This is a genomic window from Chitinophagales bacterium (assembly GCA_019638515.1).
GTDB lineage: Bacteria > Bacteroidota > Bacteroidia > Chitinophagales > LD1 > UBA7692.
The window spans coordinates 393,712-411,997 of sequence record JAHBTS010000001.1 but is presented as its reverse complement, the minus strand read 5'-3'; the positions used below and the strand labels follow the sequence as shown (position 1 = coordinate 411,997).

The following is an 18,286-nucleotide window of genomic DNA, read 5'->3' as shown; positions in this document are numbered from 1 at the left end:
CTTAAAGCTTAATTACTTCTTCTTTAAACTTCATTCCTCTGTCTTCAAAATTTTGAAATAAATCGAACGAAGCACAAGCAGGAGAAAGCAACACCACATCGCCCGGAGCGCCCAGTTGGTATGCCATTCTTACGGCATCGTGTATATTATTTGTATTCACAATTACATCCACGGCTTTACCAAAAGCACTGTGTAGCTTTGTATTGTCTTCGCCCAAACAAACCAATGCTTTTACTTTTTTTTGAACTAGAGGAGTTAACACCGAATAATCATTGCCTTTATCTACACCACCAGCAATCCAAATAATTGGTTTACTCATGGTTTCGAGTGCATACCAAGTGCTGTTTACATTGGTTGCTTTAGAGTCGTTAATAAACTCTACACCACGTACTTTAGTTACAGTCTCTAATCTATGCTCTAACGATTTAAAATCGCTCAGGCTCTTCCTGATTTCGTCTTTACGCAGCCCGTAAATATTTGCTACAATCCCCGCTGCTAATGAATTGTAAGTGTTGTGTCGGCCTTTAATGCCAAGTTCAGAATTGCTCATGGTGAACTGAGTTTGGTTTATGTTAATGAATAAAGTTTCGTTTTCTACATAGCCGCCTTGCTTGTATTTTTTTTCAAGGCTAAAAGGAATTTTTTGTGCCTTGGTTGGGTAGCGATCCATGTTTTGCATGGTAATTTCATCATCGGCACAGTAGATAAAATAATCGCTTTCGTTTTGCCACTTACCTATTTTGAATTTTGCGGCCACATAGTTATCGAGTTCGTAGTTATAGCGGTCTAAGTGATCCGGTGTTATATTGGTAAGCACCGCCACATTAGGACGAAAAGTTTCAATATCGTCTAATTGAAAACTTGAAATTTCCAGTACATAGTATTCAAAATTTTCTGTGGCAACTTGCCATGCAAAACTCCTGCCTATATTGCCACCTAAGCCCACATTTAAACCTGCATTGCGCAGAATATGATAGGTTAAAGCCGTAGTGGTTGTTTTGCCGTTGCTGCCTGTAATACCAATAATTTCGGCATTGGTAAATGGTGCAGCAAATTCCATTTCGCTTACTATGCGCACTCCGGCTGCCTTCAACTCTTTTACGATAGGTGTTTTATGTGCAATGCCCGGGCTTTTCATTACTACATCGGCATTTAAAATTTTATGTGCCGTGTGTGTATTGCTTTCGTATGCAATGCCATATTCATTCAACACTTTTATGTACTTCGGCTTTATTTCGCCACCATCGCTTAAAAACACTTCGTATCCCTGCTTCATACCAAGTATTGCAGTACCAACTCCGCTTTCGCCACCACCAAGAACTACTAAACGCTTAGCCACTTCTTTCTATCTAATTTTTAGTGTTACAATACTTAATACTGCCAGCATAATGCCCACAATCCAAAAACGGCTTACAATCTTGCTTTCATGGATTCCCATTTTTTGAAAGTGGTGGTGAATCGGACTCATTAAAAAGATTCTTCTGCCTTCGCCATATTTCTTCTTGGTGTATTTAAAGTAGCTTACTTGCAGCATTACACTAATTGTTTCAACAAAAAACACTCCGCACATTAAAGGCAGCAGCAATTCTTTGCGCACGCAAAGCGCCATAGTGGCAATAATACCGCCCAGTGCCAGCGAGCCTGTGTCGCCCATAAACACTTGTGCCGGATATGCATTGTACCATAAAAAACCAACACAAGCTCCAATAAATGCGGCACAAAAAATTACCAATTCTCCCACGTTGGGTATGTACATTATATCTAAGTAATCGGCAAAAATTATATTGCCCGAAACGTATGCAAACACTAATAATGTGGCACCAATAATGGAAGAAGTACCTGCTGCCAAACCATCTATACCATCGGTAAGATTAGCGGCATTGCTTACTGCCGTAATAATGAAAATAACGATAGGAATAAACACCAACCATGTGTATTTGCTCCAATCTGCATGTATAACGCCTAAAATTCTCTCGTAATCGAATTCTTGGTTTTTAATAAACGGCAAGGTGGTAACGCTCGATTTCTCTGTTGTCATAAAATGCGTTACACCTTTATCGTCTGTAATTTTGCTTATTTCATTGCTATCGTACTTATATACTTCGCCCGCAGGAATTTCTTCCTTAATTACCACATTGCCATTAAAGTACAATACCGTGCCTACAATAATGCCAAGCCCTACCTGTCCTACTATTTTAAAGCGACCAGCAAGCCCCTTTTTATCTTTCTTGAATACTTTAATGTAATCGTCTAAAAAGCCTATAAATCCTAACCAAACAGTGGTAATAAGCAACAGTATAATGTACACGCTGCCAATTTTGGCAAACAGCAATGTAGGCACCAGTATGGCTCCGAGTATAATTAAACCGCCCATGGTTGGCGTGCCTTTTTTAGAATTTTCGCCTTCCAAGCCAAGTTCACGAATGGTTTCGCCAATTTGCTTTTTACGCAAGAAGGCAATAATGTTTTTACCGTACACGAGCGATATTACCAAGCTCAAAAGCAATGCCATAGCCGCCCGGAAGGAGATGAAGTTAAACAACCCCGCTCCCGGAAAATCATACTGAACATCAAGCCATTTAAAAAGATAGTATAACATCTTAGTACTGATTATTGAGTATTGAATAATGCTACTTTGTTACCGCTGCTTACTTTTCTAATTCTAAAAATGTATCTACCAACACCTGCTTATCGTCAAAATCATATTTTACGCCTTTTATTTCCTGATACTTCTCGTGTCCTTTTCCTGCAATCAGAATAATATCGTTGGGCATTGCCAAACTGCATGCCGTGCGTATTGCTTCTCTTCTATCTGCAATGGTGATTACCTTTTTGCGCTCGGGAGCCTGCACGCCCGCATTCATTTCATTAAGAATTTCCTGCGGATCTTCGTTGCGTGGGTTATCTGATGTAAAAATGGCTTTATCGGAAAGTTTGCTTGCCAGCATGGCCATTAACGGACGCTTTGCTGCATCGCGATTGCCGCCACAACCTACTACCGAAATAAACTGCTCGTTGCCATTGCGCACGGCATTGATGGTGTGCAATATATTTTTGAGCGCATCGGGCGTGTGTGCGTAATCTATTATACCTACTATTTTTCCATTGGGCGAAACCACTTGCTCAAACCTGCCTGCAGGAGGTGTGAGTGCAGAGAGAATGCGCAATACCTCTTCCTTTTCTGCGCCCAACAAAATGGCTGCAGCATATACCAGCACTAAATTATATGCATTGAACTCTCCGATTAAGCGCACATGAACTTCTTGTCCGCCAATTTCTAATTGCAATCCTGTGATATTGTTATCAATAATTTTGCCTTTAAAATCCGAAGGTGTTTTGAGTGAATATGTAAACTTCTTTGCCTTTGTATTTTGCAACATTACGGAGCCATTTCTATCATCGGCATTGGTAATTGCAAAGGCATCCTCATTCAATTCATCGAAGAATTTTTTCTTGGCTTTAATATAGTTATCGAAGGTTTTATGATAATCTAAATGATCGTGTGTAATGTTGGTAAAAGCCGCACCTGCAAAGCGCAAGCCTGCAATTCTATTTTGGTGCGCAGCATGTGAACTTACTTCCATAAAGCAATGTGTACAACCTGCTTCCACCATTTGAGCAAGCAACGCATTTAAACCAATGGCATCGGGTGTGGTGTGTGTAGAGGCAATAACCGTTTCGTTAATTTGATTTTGAACGGTAGAAAGCAAGCCTACGCTTTTCCCCAACTGCTTAAACAACCTGAAAAGCAAAGTAGCCACCGAAGTTTTGCCATTGGTTCCCGTAACACCAAACAACTGCAATTTGCGCGAAGGATGATGGAAGAAATTGGCAGCCATTACACCCAACACACTACTGCTTTCTGCCACCACCACATAGCTTACCTGTGGTTGAAGCTGTGCAGGCAGTTTTTCGCACACAATGGCAACTGCACCTGCAAGCTCGCACTGTGCAATAAAGTTATGCCCATCAACTACTGTACCCGAAACTGCTACAAAGCAATCGCCTTTGCCCACTTGGCGCGAATCTGAACGCAAAGCACCCACCTGCACACTATCGCTACCGATAATTTGCTGAATATTGATGCCCACCAAGAGTTCTTTTAGTTGTTTCACTACTTTATGAAAGTTCTATTACTATTTGAGTTCCTTTTACAATTGGTTCTCCTGCTTTTATACTCTGCGATTTCACTATACCTTTCCCCACAACATTTACTTGTAAGCCCAATGTTTCCAACAAATACAAGGCATCCTTTAAGCCCATTCCGGTTACTTCCGGCACCACACTGGGTTTTACATCCATTTGTTGAATACGCACCTCGGAACCATTGCTTGCCAGCCTTGCCCACTCGCTTTCGTGTATCGGCAATTTCTTTCCCCACAAAGCGTATAAGGCAGCCATTTCTTCGCTATTGCCTTTGGTAATTACAGGCAATTGCTTTTGCGCTATCAACTGCTGAATTGGCTTTTGCATTTGCAGCGATTTTGAATACACCTTATCGGCTACTTCCTTAAATATTGTTCCCGCAACTTTATTGCCATAATAGCCATTTTGCGATGGCGAATTGATTACCACAATCATAGAATACATAGGATTTTCTGCCGGAAAGTATCCGCAAAATGAGGCTTGATATACCGCTACTTTGTAACCCTCTTTTCCTTGTGCAATTTTTGCGGTTCCGGTTTTACCTGCCACTTTCAAATAGTCGGTTTTTAGATTGGTGGCAGTACCATTTTCCACCACACCTTCGAGCATTAGCCGCAATGCCGCAATAGTTTTAGGACTTAGCAATTTATCATTCAATACTACTGTGCCAAAAGAATCTATAGTTCTATCGTAAGCAGTAATTTTTTCAACTATAGAAGGCTTTACCATAACACCGTTATTGGCAATAGCATTGTAAAACGACAGTGTGTGTAAAGCAGTAATTTGCATTTCGTAACCATGTGCCAAGAACGGAACAGAGGTTGCTTGCCATTTTTTGTAATTGCGCAAAAGCGGTTCGCCTGCGCCTTCAATTTCAATATCTATTTTCTTGGTGAAACCAAACTTATCTAAGTAGTTGTAGAACTTCTGCTTTCCCGCAACATTGTTGTAATACTTATCTGCCAAAGTAGCTATGGCCACATTAGAAGAAATTTCGATGGTACGCTTTAAATCCATTACCGGAGTTGTAGGCACATCGTGGTCACGGATGCGCAAACCATAAAATACAGCAGAGCCATCGCCCAAATTAACTTTGGTAGCATTGGTAACCAATCCATCTTCCATTAAAGCTGCCACCGTTGCAATTTTAAAAGTTGAACCCGGTGCCTCAGTTTCTGCAAAAGCATAATTCTTACGCTCTTTGTATGTAGAATCTTTGCCCCTGCCTAGATTAGCAACAGCACGAATTTTCCCGGTTTTACACTCCATTAAAATTACACAGCCATGCTCGGCACCATGGTGAATAAGCGCACGGTGCAAGGCATCTTCTGCCACATCCTGAAACTCAATATCAATAGTGGTATGTACGTCTTTTCCGGGTTGCGGCTGCACATTTTCTGGCGACTCTAAAGGAATGCGCAAACCGCCCGAAATTTTCTGTGCCAAGGTGGTTCCTGCATTACCGGTGAGTATGGTATCGAACTTCTTTTCTAAGCCTACTCCCACCTTTTCTTTAGCTGTTTTTTTATAGTAGCCTATGGTTCTTTCTGCCAACCAGCCAAATGGCATTAAACGCTCTCTGCGCTCATCAAATACCATTCCGCTGGCATACTGCCCGCTGCGCACCAAAGGCCAGCGCTCCATTTCTATACGCACATTGTATGGAATATTGCGCTGCAACACAAAATAGCTTTTGCCTTTTTTGCGCATTTTCCAAATATCTCTTTTGTATTGCTCGGCAGTTTTTCCTGCAAATTTTGAGCTTAGCAACAATGCAAAAGAGTCTATGTGTTTTCTAAACAACTCATCGTTGCGCATACTGGTTCTTACATCAAATCCCAAGTCGAAAACCGGCAAAGTGGTGGCGAGCAAACGGCCATCGCTGGCATAGATATTGCCACGCTCGGCAGGCAATTTAATTTTAGAAATGGTGAAAGAATCGGCAAGGCTGCGGTAGTATTTTCCCTGATAAGTTTGAATATAAAAAGCACGTGCAATAATAGCAGCACCCACCAGGCATATTGCAAGAAAGCCTATGCGCACACGAACTACTATTTGCTGCCTTTTATTCATTCTGTTTATTCCTAAATATTCTTACTGCCTTTATTACTCTGCTACAATATTGGGAGGCACACGCAACGGCTTAATTCCCTGCTCTACCACCAACCCTGCTACGGAACTTTGCTTGCTCTGCTTCATCATTTCCGATGAAGTAGAAAGGTGTTCCCAACGCAACTGCCGCACCTCTTTTTCTTTTTGGGCAATACTTCTTTCGTAGTATTCCGCCAAGTGATTATTGGCTATGTGCAACACGCCCAAGGCAATTAAAAACATAATAAAAGGCAAGTGGGTAAACAATTGCATAAACCCCAATTCACTGGCGGTATTTGCCTTGCTCCAAAATGCTTTAAGCCCTTTATTTTCCTGCTTTTCGGCTGTGTCCATTTTTATCTTTTAATTGCCACACGCAGTTTTGCGCTGCGTGCTCTTGAGTTTCTTGATAGCTCTTCGCTGCTTGCCTCTATAGGCTTTTTTGTTACCACATCAAACACACGGTGTATATTTCCAAAATCGTCTTTCTCGTGCTCGCCTTCAAAATTGCCACTGCGCATAAAGTTTTTTACCAACCTATCTTCTAGTGAATGAAAGGTGATAACCGCCAACACCCCACCGGGTTTTAGCACCAAAGTGCTCTGCTGCAATAGTTCTTTTAATGCTCCCAGTTCATCGTTTACTTCTATGCGCAACGCCTGAAAAACCTGCGCCCAATAGCGGTGCTTATCTCCCTTCATTACTGCTTCGCACACACCCAACAAATCGCTGATGGTTTTAAACGGCTTGTGTAAACGCTCTTCAACAATTTTTGCTGCGAGCGTTTTTGCATTGCGCACTTCGCCCAGCTCGCCAAAAATTTGTTGCAACTGCGCGGCAGAAGCTGTATTTAGCACGGTTGCCGCAGTTTGCCCTCCCGCTGCATTCATACGCATATCCAGCGCTCCATCAAACCTGTAGCTAAAACCCCTTTCTGCAGTATCAAACTGAAAAGAACTCACACCCAAATCAGCCAGAATACCATCTACTTTTGCTATCCCCTCTGCTCGCAGAAAACGTTGTAAATGCCTGAAATTTTGCGGAATAAAAGTCAACCTTTCATCTCCGGGCAAATTCTGCTGCGCATCAGCATCTTGGTCAAAAGCAATCAATCTGCCATCGGCATCCAAGTGCTTCAAAATTTCGCGCGAATGCCCTCCTCCACCAAATGTAGCATCTACATACACGCCCGACACGCCAATTTGCAATGCCTCTACACACTCATGTAAAAGAACGGGAACATGATATGCACCTTCGTTGCCCGAATGCGCTTCACGCTCATTATTTTTTTCTTTCCAACTCATTTAAATAGTTAGATACTTCAATACTATATTGATGCATGTTGGCCAGGTTATTTGCCACAAACTCATTGAACCTGTTTGCTTCCCAAATTTGAATGCAATCGAGCTCACCTTTCAAAATTACTTCGCGGGTATTATTGATATACCCCATTAAGCTTTTGGGAATTAAAAAACGATCGGCACTATCTAATGCCATATCAGAAATTCCAATAGTATAAGTACTGTAAAACGCGCGCTGTACCGGATTGTAGCGATCCAACTTGCGCAACTTTTCTTCTTCCTGTTCCCAAGTTGCAAGCGGATAAATCTCTAAACAGTCGTCTAAGCCTTTTTTTAGAATGAAACAACCTTTGTCTTCGGCAGGAAACTGCGCCTTAAACGACACAGGCATTTTAATACGCCCCTTGTCGTCTATTGTGCAATTAAACTGTCCTCTGAATGTGCTCATTTGTGAAATACAGAACGAAAATAACACTTGTATCCACTTTATACCACTTTATGACACATTTCTGGACACAAAAGTTTTCAACAATTTTAAGAAATAGGGCGAAAGCCGCGTAGAATATAAATTTTACACCAGAATTAAACTTCAAAAAAGTATGTGGAAAAGTAGTTTTAAAGGAAATCAACAGCTATAAAAACACGTTTTCAACAAAAACAAGTACTTTATGAACCTGTTTCAACATCGTAAAAACTCATCTCACTTTCCTTTTTCACAAATCACAATGGCAAGGAGACTAAACATTGCTTAAAAACGGCATTTCTGTGTAATAAAGTGGGATTAAAATTTTACTACAAGCAAAAACTACCAGATGCTGCATATTGAGGCATGCAACTCCGGCTACAAAGTAGTACTATATGTAATAAAACTCAGTTCAATAGTTCTTTAATAAGCGATGGCGGTCGCCCAACCACAGCTTTATTGCCTCTTACCACAATAGGTCGTTCTAAAAGAACCGGATGCTCCACAATTGCTTGAATCCACTGGCTGCGACTGAGTTCTTTGCCGGAAAATTTTTCTTTAAAAATGCTTTCGTTCTTGCGGATAACATCTAAAGGTGCTGCCTTGAGCAAGGAAAGTAGATGATCTATTTCTTCAAAAGTAAGTGGGGTTGCCAAATAATTGCGTACTTCTACCGATGCACCCATTTCTTCTAAAATACACAACCCCTCTCTGCTCTTAGAACAGCGTGCATTGTGGTAAATAATTGTTTTCATACACCATTCTTTTTAAAACTGCAACAAGGCATTGATAATGCAAGCTGCTTAGATGTCTAATAATTTTCTCTGCCTACTAAGCAGCACTTTCTTTTACTTGTGCTAAGGTATGTTTTAATGGCAAATAGCAGTGCTTCCTTCCGGCAGGCTCACCAACTTAGGGCTAAGGTATGGAATACCTAAATTTAAACCACGCAGAATAAGCAATACTGCAATAAATGAAATAAACACAGGTACAGCTTTGCGCATTCGATTGCGCCACTGAATGCTTATTTTCTGTGCCGATAAGTTTACAGCCAACATAAGCGGAAAGGTTCCCAAACCAAATGCCATCATAAACAAGCTGCCTTTTACCGGATTGCCCGTTGCTAAAGCACCTGCCAGCGCAGCATATACCAAACCGCATGGTAAAAGACCATTGAGCACTCCAATAAAATACAGCGATGAAAAATTCTTTTGCCTAAACAGCGCAGATAGCGCATTCTTTACATACCTGATTAGTGGTTGTAAGAAGTTTACTTGCTCTACCTTAACCTTATAGCGCTGCGGCATAAGCACATACAGCAACAACAATACACCCAACACCACCGAAAAGTATTGCTGAAAACCAATCCAAAATAAACCTGCACCTGCAAACCCTACCAACCAGCCAAAAATACCGTAGGTAGTAGCTCTACCTATATTATAGAGCAGTGCGCCAATTACTTTTTCGAAGCGGTTATAGCCACCCAACGGCAGTGCCAATGCAATAGGACCGCACATGCCCACACAGTGAAATGCGCCCAATAATCCCAACAAAAATGCAGTAGCTGCAAATTCCATATTACTGGAGTTTAATAGTAGTTTCTGTATAGTAGGCTATGTTATTGGCCTGCCACTCTATCTGCATTTGATATACCCCGGCTTCTAGTTTTTCGGAGACCAAAACACATTTGCCGTCTGCATCGGCAGCAGCTGAAATGGTTACATCTTTTGTACTATTATTTGCTTTGTAAAACAGCACTTTTGCAGTAGCATTTTCTCCGGCTTCGCTTGGAAAAGAGAGCACTACTTGCTTGCCGTTTACTTCCCATGCCAAAGGTGTTTGTAACTTACGTGAATTTTCTATTTGGTTAATGCGCTCTTGGTATTTCAACTCCTGAGCATAGTAATCGGGAGTTACCAACTCTACTTTATTTTGTGTGGATTTATATGCCATAAACAATACCAGTAAAGCAAAGCTCGTATAAGCGGCAGCTATTCCCCAACCCCAATTAAATTTCTTCAGCATAGCAATTGTACTTTAGTTTAGAAAAACATCAACTTCCGGGAGCTAAGAATGTAGTTTTTACTACATCTATTTTTTCGTTCCCGGAGTACACACCTATTCTAATTTTATTGTTTCGTTTCTTTAGTTTATCTCTATCTATATAAATAATAAAAATACCATTTCCCATTGCTTCTTTAGGCAGCACCAAGCTCTTTCCCATTACTTTAACAGTTCCTTTAATTTCGGGATCTTCTAACTTTAATGTAATAGGAATATCTTTTCTGGTTTTATTTACCATAGTAATGTTATAGATATTGCTTATTTGGTTATTGGGCTGCTCCTGATACAGCATTCCCTGCGCTCGCATTACATTGGTTTGAATATCTTTTCGTGAAAAAAGCAATACACCTAAAATTACCAAGAGCAGTACCAATACTGCGGTATAAGCCTTTGTGCGTATGGTGAACTTTGTTTTCTCGCCTTTGGCAATATTACTTTCAGAGGCATATTTTATTAAGCCTATGGGGCGATTAAACTTGGTCATAATAGCATCGCACGCATCTATACATGCGGTGCAGTTTACACATTCAAGCTGTGTGCCGTTGCGAATATCTATACCTGTTGGACATACTTTTACACATTCAAAACAATCTACACAATCGCCCACTTGCTCTTCTTCATCTCTATGTTTCTTGAATTTTGAACGAGGCTCGCCACGTACATAATCATAAGCAACCACTATGGAATTAGGGTCGAGCATTACACCTTGTAGCCTTCCATAAGGGCACACAATAATGCACGCCTGCTCGCGAAACCACCAAAACACGAAAAAGAAAACGCCCGCAAACATTACAAGCGGAATAAAAACCGAGAGGTGCAGAAATATACCTTCGCGCACATACAGCATTACTCTATCCATGCCAACTAAATACGCCAGAAAGTAATTGGCAATTATGAACGATAGCGAAAAGAATACAATAAATTTTATGGAGCGCTTAGCTATTTTTTCTTGGTTCCACGGCATTTTAGACAAGGCTCTTTGTTTATCGGCATCGCCTTCTATCCAATACTCTATTTTGCGAAAAACCATTTCCATAAAAATGGTTTGCGGGCAAACCCAACCACAAAACACCCTGCCAAACACTACCGTAAACAACACTATAAACACCAAGAAGGTGAGCATAGTAAAACCAAAAATAAAGAAGTCCTGCGGCCAAAATATTTGCCCAAACAGAATAAACTTTTGCTCTAAAATATTGAAGAGAAACAGCGGCTCACCATTTACCTTTACCCACGGCAGCGTAAAAAACACTATTAGGTATAATACTGTAACAATAGTTCGGGCATTGTAAAACTTTCCTTTGGGGTGCTTAGGAAAAATCCAATTACGCTTACCTTCACTGGTTACTGTGCCAATACTGTCGCGAAAGGCATCGTTCATTTCGCTCATAGTTTTCTTCTTTAAACATGGAATAAAGCAGTAGTGTGTAAGCCGGAAAATAAAAAGTCCTTATGAAGCAGCTTTGGCATCTGCCGCAGTTTCTTTATACACATCACCTTCCGGAGCCTTAGCATTGGGCGGATTGGTGCCGTGTATAGATTTTATATAGCTCGATACATTGCGAATATCTACCGGAGATAAATCATCCTTCCAACTTTTCATACCTTTTGCCACCACACCGTATTTCACTGTCTTAAATATATCTTTCACTGAGCCACCATGCAGCCAGTTATCGTCAGTTAAGTTAGGTCCTGCAATTCCTTCGCCCAACTTGCCGTGGCAAGTAGCGCAATTGCTTTCAAAAATGCTTTTCCCACTTTTGATGCCGCCCTCGTCTGCCATTGTTACATTGTTTTCATCTACATCCATTGCAGCTGTTTTTAAGTAGGCTTCAACCTCAGCTTTACCTTGCTCTACGGCAGCTATGTATTCATCTTGGCTGGTAGGGCCTCCAAATACATGATAGTAGCCCAAGTAAGCAAAAGACCAAACTATGGTTATGTAAAATCCGTACTTCCACCATGGTGGTAAATCATTATCTAATTCTCTTATACCATCGTAATCGTGATCGAGCAAAATATCGGCTTCTTTTTCAATAGCCACCGATGCGTTGAAGCGATTGAGAAAATCTGGCAATTGCAGACCTACAGATTTCTTGGTTTCTTTTTCATCGGAGAGTAATGCTACAAAGCTTAAAATTTTCTTTACCAGCAGCACTATTACCAAAAACTCTGCAACCAACACTGCAGTTGCTAAAAGTACGTTTATATCGCCAAACAGCGATGAAGTTGCAGCTTTGGCTACCGGAGCAGCAGCCTCAGTTGCGGCTTCCTCAGCAGAGGCAGAAAAACCTGCTAACAATAGCAACATAGATGCCACTGCTTTAGACTTCTTTACGCTCATTTTTGCCAATACTACCAGCACATTTCCCAACACCGCAATGGCAAGCAGCAATATAGCCATAGCTGCTATTACCAACCACCACACCCAATTTGAATTACCAGATGCGGCAGTTGCAAGCTCCTTAGCCGGCTCTGCTGCCTGCGCGGTTGCCTGCCCTGCAAAGGCAGCTACCGATATTGCCAATGCAGCACCTTTAAATAAATACGCTTTATATATAGGTTTCATATTAAATGCTTTACTTTTTTTGAAATAGAAAATCAATTGTTTAAAGGAATTTCTTCGAGTTCCTTGATGTACTTTTTATCGGCACGCAATGCAAACCACAGCATTGCAGCAAAAACCAATACAAAAATCACCAACGATATATCGGGGAAAATATCTATACCCGAAATTCCTGTTGCATACTTTTTAATGAATGAAAACATACGATATGGTTTTGCTGTACGTAAATTAGTTTGCTCTTAATTCTTTAGGAATAGTAAAGGTAGATTCGCCTTTAATGTCTTTACCCAACCGTTGCAGATAAGCAATCATGGCAATGATTTCTTTCTTCTCGGATGTGGTAATGCCATTCCGTTTTAAATCTTCCTGAATTTTCCTTGCCTGTTTCAGCAATTCATCGTTTGCCACATTTTCGTAACCTGCCGGGTATGGCACTCCGAGCTTCTTCATCACCTCTATTTTCTTTTTGGTAGTACTCATATCCAAATCGTTGTCTAACAAATGCGGATAAGGAGGCATAATAGATTTATCGGATACCGAGCGTGGATCGTCCATGTGATTGTAGTGCCAACTGTTTGGCAAATTGCGTGTACCTACTCTTGCCAAATCGGGTCCTGTGCGTTTAGAACCCCATTGGAAAGGATGGTCGTACACGAACTCTCCGGCCTTTGAGTATTCACCGTAGCGTGCTACTTCTTCGCGGAAAGGGCGCACCATTTGCGAGTGGCACACATAGCAACCTTCGCGCACATAAATATCTCTTCCCTGTAACTCAAGCGGAGTATATGGTTTTACACTTGCAATAGTGGGCACATTCGATTGTATTAAGAAAGTTGGCATAAACTCTATTATACCGCCAATAGCTACAACAATAAATGAGAACACCAATAACTGAATTGGCCTGCGCTCTATCCAACGGTGCCAATGTTCATTACTGTGAGTAGTAAACTCTTTTGATAATGCAGGTGCTTCGGCAGGTTCATTTGCTTCAAACGCACCTTGCTGAATGGTTTTTATTAAATTATATACACCAATGGCAGCACCAGTAAGGTACAAAGCACCACCCACCGCACGCAAATAGTACATAGGCATTACGGCATTTAATGTATCTAAGAAGTTAGGATACATCAACACACCTTCCGGCTTAAACTGGCGTAGTAGCGCCCATTGAGTCCAGCCGCTCCAATACAGCGGCACTGCATAAAACAGAATACCTAATGTGCCTAACCAGAAATGGATATTGGCGAGCCTGCGTGAGAACAATTCTGTTCTAAACAACTTAGGAATTAACCAAAATAAAATACCGAATGTTAAGAAACCATTCCAACCCAAAGCACCAACGTGTACGTGAGCAATTGTCCAATCGGTATAGTGCGAAATAGCGTTTACACTTTTAATAGAAAGCAATGGACCCTCGAAGGTAGCCATACCGTAAGCCGTAACAGCTACAACATAGAATTTCAAAACCACATCATCGCGCACTTTATCCCAAACACCACGCAGGGTAAGCAACCCATTTAGCATACCGCCCCAACTTGGAGCAATAAGCATAATAGAGAACACCGTACCGAGCGACTGTGCCCAATCGGGCAAAGCAGTATATAACAAATGGTGCGGCCCTGCCCAAATATATAGGAATATAAGTGCCCAAAAGTGAATGATAGAAAGGCGATACGAATAAACCGGACGACCTGCTGCTTTGGGTAAGAAATAATACATTAAACCTAAGTAAGGCGTAGTGAGGAAAAATGCTACTGCATTGTGTCCATACCACCACTGTACCAACGCATCTTGTACTCCTGCGTAAATTGGATAGCTCTTAAACAAATCTACCGGAATAGCCAAGGAGTTTACAATATGCAATAGTGCAACTGTAATCCAAGTAGCAATGTAAAACCAAATAGCCACATACAAATGGCGCTCTCTACGAGTTAAAATAGTACCAAAAATATTGATACCGAAAAGCACCCAAATAATGGTGATTAGAATATCTATTGGCCACTCCAACTCCGCATACTCTTTACTGGAAGTAATACCAAAAACCAACGTAACAGCTGCCAGCACAATAATGAGTTGCCAACCCCAAAAGTGAATGGCGCTCAGCGTATCGCTCCACATGCGGGCTTTACACAAGCGCTGCAACGAATAATAAACACCCATAAAAATACCATTGCCCACAAATGCAAAAATTACTGCATTGGTATGCAATGGCCGCAACCTTCCAAAGGTTAAATACTCCGGGAAATTAAGCTCCGGAAACACTAACTGGAGTGCCACAATAAGACCCACCAGCAAACCCACTAGCCCCCAAATAAATGTTGCATAGGCAAAGTTTCTGACCGAACGATTGTCGTAACTAAATTGTTGAATTTCCATAAACTACTGTTGTTTCTTTTGGATTGAAGTATGATTGGTTTCGTCTTCAAAAAGAATCCTAACCGATGGTGTATAATCATCATCGAACTGACCGTTCTTTACGCTAAAAATGAAGGCTATTAAAAAGCCCAGCGCAAATACTAAACTCACCCCAATTAATATGAACAATACACTCACTGCTTAGTCTTTTTTCTGAAAGAACAAATGTATGCCCACTTGCTATAGGTGCTTATGACACAGTATAGCCTTCAATATGATATTTATCAGGTTTTCAGAACGCCTGTTTCTGTTATATTTTACGCATAGCAGCAACCATTCCATTATTCCAAACAAGCAAAAAATTGACTGCTAAATTGATTGCTGCATCTTTGCCGCTTAAGTTATCAAAGTAAAACTAAACAATATATTTACCCAATACAAACCGGCTTCAAATTCGAGCTATAAATGCTGTACAACCTAAGGCGTATTAGCAATGGGAATCCTATTGGTTGTTGTAATCATTATTTATCCAAACGAAAATCACTTTAGATATCGCTGGCTTACTAATCATTGTTGCTTGGAGGAACGCACTAAATAATACCTCTCTGCTTAAATTCCTGCAATATAATTTTAAACCAAAATGAATAGGTTTCTGGGTGCTGTGCCACATCTTCCAGCAAGTTGTTTACAGTTACCCAACGCACATCGGCAATTTCATCTTTATTGAATTGAAAACGCTCGTTGTACGTACCTGTATAAACCATATCGTATTCGTGTTCAATTAAACCCGAAATATCGTCTGTAGCTTTATATATAAAATGGAAAGCTTCTTGTAATGGTGTAGAAAAACCCAATTCTTCTTGAAGCCTGCGCTGTGCAGCGGCACTAAAACTTTCGCCTGCTCGTGGATGGCTGCAACAAGTATTGCTCCATATTCCCGGCCAATGATATTTTGTAAATGCCCGTTGGGTTATGAGCATTTCGCCCTTGCTATTAAAAATAATAATGCTGATTGCTTTATGTAGTAATCCTTTTTCGTGGGCTTCCAACTTAGGCATTAGACCCAATTCTGTACACTGTTCATCTACCAGCACCACTTGTTCTTCTTGTTGTAAATCTTCCACCTTTTCAATCTTTAATTCGTACAAACTGCGAAAGCAAGAAACAAATTTCTTTTTCAATTAGCAACTTATGCCTGCTCTTTGAACCAAGCCGCATACATGGCATAGTTTTTACTGATGCGCGCTATTAGATGCTGAAAATTCTTTTCATCTACCTGCTTTAGTGGTTTGGCAGGTATGCCGGCATATATCCAACCGCCTTTTACAATGGTTTTTTCGCTCACTACTGCACCTGCTGCAACAATGGCATTCTCCTCCACTACTGCATTATCCATTACTATGGCGCCCATGCCAACAAGTGAATTCTGAAGCACAGTGCAACCATGTACTATAGCGCGATGGCCAATGCTCACATTATCGCCAATTTGGGTTGGCGCTTGCTGGTATGTGCCGTGAATGATGGCTCCGTCTTGTATATTTACGTTGTTTCCTACTTTAATATAATGCACATCGCCCCGCACTACTGCATTAAACCACACGCTGCAATTGTTGCCCATCGTTACTTCGCCCACAATGGTTGCATTGGGTGCTAACCAGCAGTTTTCGCCCAGTATTGGTGTGTGCCCGCGCACAGGTAAAATTAGTGCCATGCTATTTAAACTTTATGGTTGTTTTCTTTATACCTAACTTCTTTGCATCAGTTTTTGAAACATGAATACACTTTAACTGGAGCGGTGTACCTATCATGCGGATATGCGGTGGAATTTCCCCAACGCGCCCTGTAAAGGTAACCTGTAAACCATTTTGTTTCCAAGTATCGGGTAGCTGCGTGGTGGTGTAGCGTTTACTATCGTTTCCATTTATGGTTATTACCACAGCTCCTTCCTCAAACAACTGTATGGCACCCTTTTGATTCTTTATGGTATGTAGCCATTTATAATCCTGCGCTGCTGCAAGTGCTGTAATAAAGAGTGATACTGAAAGCAATATGCCTTTCATAGCAAAGTTACAGTGTTGCATAGGCTTTAAGCCCTTCTTTTAAACAATCTATTGCATCGCTTAAATCGCTATTGTTTAGTACATACGCAATACGCACTTCGTTTTTACCACTAGCAGTATTGCTATAGAAGCCCGATGCCGGAGCCATCATTACAGTTGAATTATTATGCGAAAATTTTTCGAGCATCCATTGGCAAAAATCATCGGCATTGGCAATAGGCAATGCAGCTACGCAGTAGAATGCTCCACCCGGATTGGGGCACTTTACACCTTCTATGGTATTCAATTTTTCTACCAATAAGTTTCTGCGTTGCGAATATTCATTTACTACATTTTGGTAATATGCAGGTGGCAAATCGAACAAAGCTGCGCCTGCCAACTGCCCAAGCGATGGCGGGCTAAGCCTTGCCTGACCAAACTTTAAAGCTACAGCTAACAATTCTTGATTGCGGGTTACAAGCGCTCCAATACGCGCCCCACAAGCCGAAAAGCGTTTGCTTATAGAATCTATAACCACCACATGCTGTTCTAAACCCGATAAGTTTAATGCCGAAAAATGTTGCTTCCCTTCGTACACAAACTCTCGATAAACTTCATCGGCAATTAAAAACAAATCGTGTTGCAGGCATAAGTTGCGCAAGGTTTGCAACTCGGCTTCGCTGTATAAATAACCGGTAGGGTTATTGGGATTGCAAATAAGTATGGCCTTTGTTTTAGGCGTAATAAGCGCTTCAAAAGAAGCTATTTCGGGAAGTGCAAAACCATTTTCTATTGAAGTGGGAATGGGCACTACTTTTATACCGCCTACCTGTGCAAAACCAATATAATTGGCATACATTGGTTCGGGAATAATAATTTCATCGCCTTCATCCATAATACTCATCATGGTAAACAATAGGGCTTCGCTGCCGCCATTGGTTATCATAAAGTTTTCGGGTGCAACATCAATGCCAATTGCATTGTAATACTTAGAAAACTGCCTTTTGTAAACCGGATAGCCATCGCTGGGTGCATAAGAGAGCACCTTCATGTCTAAATCTTTTAGCTCGTCCCAAAACTGTTCCGGAGTTTCGATATCGGGTTGTCCTATATTGAGGTGAAAAACCTTTACTCCACGCTTTTTAGCAGCTTCGGCATAAGGAGCTAATTTCCTAATGGGCGATGGCGGCATAGCGTTTCCTTTTATTGAAAGTTTCGGCATATCTACTTTAGTATTTATGATATTAAAAACGGTGGTGCC

General features: G+C 41.1%; 19 protein-coding genes. All 19 read right to left on the bottom strand.

The annotated features are described in order from the left end of the window. Position 1 precedes the first annotated feature (1 nt). Entirely contained in the window at positions 2-1,339 is a 1,338-nt protein-coding gene (murD, locus tag KF872_01820) for a UDP-N-acetylmuramoyl-L-alanine--D-glutamate ligase (GenBank protein ID MBX2902265.1), read from the bottom strand. A gap of 6 nt (positions 1,340-1,345) precedes the next feature. After that, positions 1,346-2,599 (bottom strand): phospho-N-acetylmuramoyl-pentapeptide-transferase, encoded by a 1,254-nt coding sequence (gene mraY, locus KF872_01815; GenBank protein MBX2902264.1) that lies wholly within the window; start codon positions 2,597-2,599, stop codon positions 1,346-1,348. A 49-nt stretch (positions 2,600-2,648) separates the two neighbouring features. Further along, positions 2,649-4,115 carry a UDP-N-acetylmuramoyl-L-alanyl-D-glutamate--2,6-diaminopimelate ligase gene (locus KF872_01810; protein MBX2902263.1) on the bottom strand — a complete coding sequence of 489 codons (1,467 nt, stop codon included), beginning with the start codon at positions 4,113-4,115 and terminating at the stop codon, positions 2,649-2,651. A gap of 4 nt (positions 4,116-4,119) precedes the next feature. After that, entirely contained in the window at positions 4,120-6,219 is a 2,100-nt protein-coding gene (locus KF872_01805; protein MBX2902262.1) for a transpeptidase family protein, read from the bottom strand. Positions 6,220-6,252: 33 nt separating this feature from the next. Then, positions 6,253-6,591, bottom strand: a complete 339-nt coding sequence (locus KF872_01800; protein ID MBX2902261.1) for a hypothetical protein — start codon at positions 6,589-6,591, stop codon at positions 6,253-6,255. 2 nt (positions 6,592-6,593) lie between these two features. Next, complete coding sequence (gene rsmH, locus KF872_01795; protein MBX2902260.1) at positions 6,594-7,541, bottom strand: 16S rRNA (cytosine(1402)-N(4))-methyltransferase RsmH; 948 nt, start codon at positions 7,539-7,541, stop codon at positions 6,594-6,596. Beyond that, the gene (locus KF872_01790; GenBank protein ID MBX2902259.1) at positions 7,519-7,986 is read right to left on the bottom strand and encodes a hypothetical protein; all 468 of its coding nucleotides are present in this window, start codon (positions 7,984-7,986) and stop codon (positions 7,519-7,521) included. The genes rsmH and KF872_01790 overlap by 23 nt, the downstream gene beginning before the upstream one ends. Before the next feature lie 422 nt (positions 7,987-8,408). Continuing rightward, positions 8,409-8,756, bottom strand: a complete 348-nt coding sequence (gene arsC, locus KF872_01785) for an arsenate reductase (glutaredoxin) (protein ID MBX2902258.1) — start codon at positions 8,754-8,756, stop codon at positions 8,409-8,411. Positions 8,757-8,870: 114 nt separating this feature from the next. After that, a complete protein-coding gene (locus KF872_01780; GenBank protein ID MBX2902257.1) occupies positions 8,871-9,578 on the bottom strand; it encodes a sulfite exporter TauE/SafE family protein in 708 nt (235 codons plus the stop codon). Between the two features lies 1 nt (position 9,579). Beyond that, positions 9,580-10,026 (bottom strand): FixH family protein, encoded by a 447-nt coding sequence (locus KF872_01775; protein MBX2902256.1) that lies wholly within the window; start codon positions 10,024-10,026, stop codon positions 9,580-9,582. A 28-nt stretch (positions 10,027-10,054) separates the two neighbouring features. Then, positions 10,055-11,446, bottom strand: a complete 1,392-nt coding sequence (gene ccoG / locus KF872_01770) for a cytochrome c oxidase accessory protein CcoG (protein MBX2902255.1) — start codon at positions 11,444-11,446, stop codon at positions 10,055-10,057. A gap of 69 nt (positions 11,447-11,515) precedes the next feature. Further along, positions 11,516-12,634: a c-type cytochrome gene (locus KF872_01765; protein ID MBX2902254.1), complete on the bottom strand. Its 1,119-nt coding sequence runs from the start codon at positions 12,632-12,634 to the stop codon at positions 11,516-11,518. 32 nt (positions 12,635-12,666) lie between these two features. Then, complete coding sequence (locus KF872_01760; protein ID MBX2902253.1) at positions 12,667-12,834, bottom strand: CcoQ/FixQ family Cbb3-type cytochrome c oxidase assembly chaperone; 168 nt, start codon at positions 12,832-12,834, stop codon at positions 12,667-12,669. A gap of 25 nt (positions 12,835-12,859) precedes the next feature. Next, entirely contained in the window at positions 12,860-15,007 is a 2,148-nt protein-coding gene (gene ccoN / locus KF872_01755) for a cytochrome-c oxidase, cbb3-type subunit I (protein MBX2902252.1), read from the bottom strand. A 3-nt stretch (positions 15,008-15,010) separates the two neighbouring features. After that, on the bottom strand, positions 15,011-15,184 hold the full coding sequence (ccoS, locus tag KF872_01750; protein MBX2902251.1) for a cbb3-type cytochrome oxidase assembly protein CcoS: 174 nt from the start codon (positions 15,182-15,184) through the stop codon (positions 15,011-15,013). Between the two features lie 392 nt (positions 15,185-15,576). Beyond that, the gene (idi, locus tag KF872_01745; GenBank protein ID MBX2902250.1) at positions 15,577-16,134 is read right to left on the bottom strand and encodes an isopentenyl-diphosphate Delta-isomerase; all 558 of its coding nucleotides are present in this window, start codon (positions 16,132-16,134) and stop codon (positions 15,577-15,579) included. A 41-nt stretch (positions 16,135-16,175) separates the two neighbouring features. Continuing rightward, positions 16,176-16,697 carry a gamma carbonic anhydrase family protein gene (locus tag KF872_01740; GenBank protein ID MBX2902249.1) on the bottom strand — a complete coding sequence of 174 codons (522 nt, stop codon included), beginning with the start codon at positions 16,695-16,697 and terminating at the stop codon, positions 16,176-16,178. Position 16,698: 1 nt separating this feature from the next. Continuing rightward, positions 16,699-17,046, bottom strand: a complete 348-nt coding sequence (locus tag KF872_01735) for a hypothetical protein (GenBank protein MBX2902248.1) — start codon at positions 17,044-17,046, stop codon at positions 16,699-16,701. A gap of 7 nt (positions 17,047-17,053) precedes the next feature. Beyond that, entirely contained in the window at positions 17,054-18,247 is a 1,194-nt protein-coding gene (locus KF872_01730) for a pyridoxal phosphate-dependent aminotransferase (GenBank protein ID MBX2902247.1), read from the bottom strand. Positions 18,248-18,286: the final 39 nt, after the last annotated feature.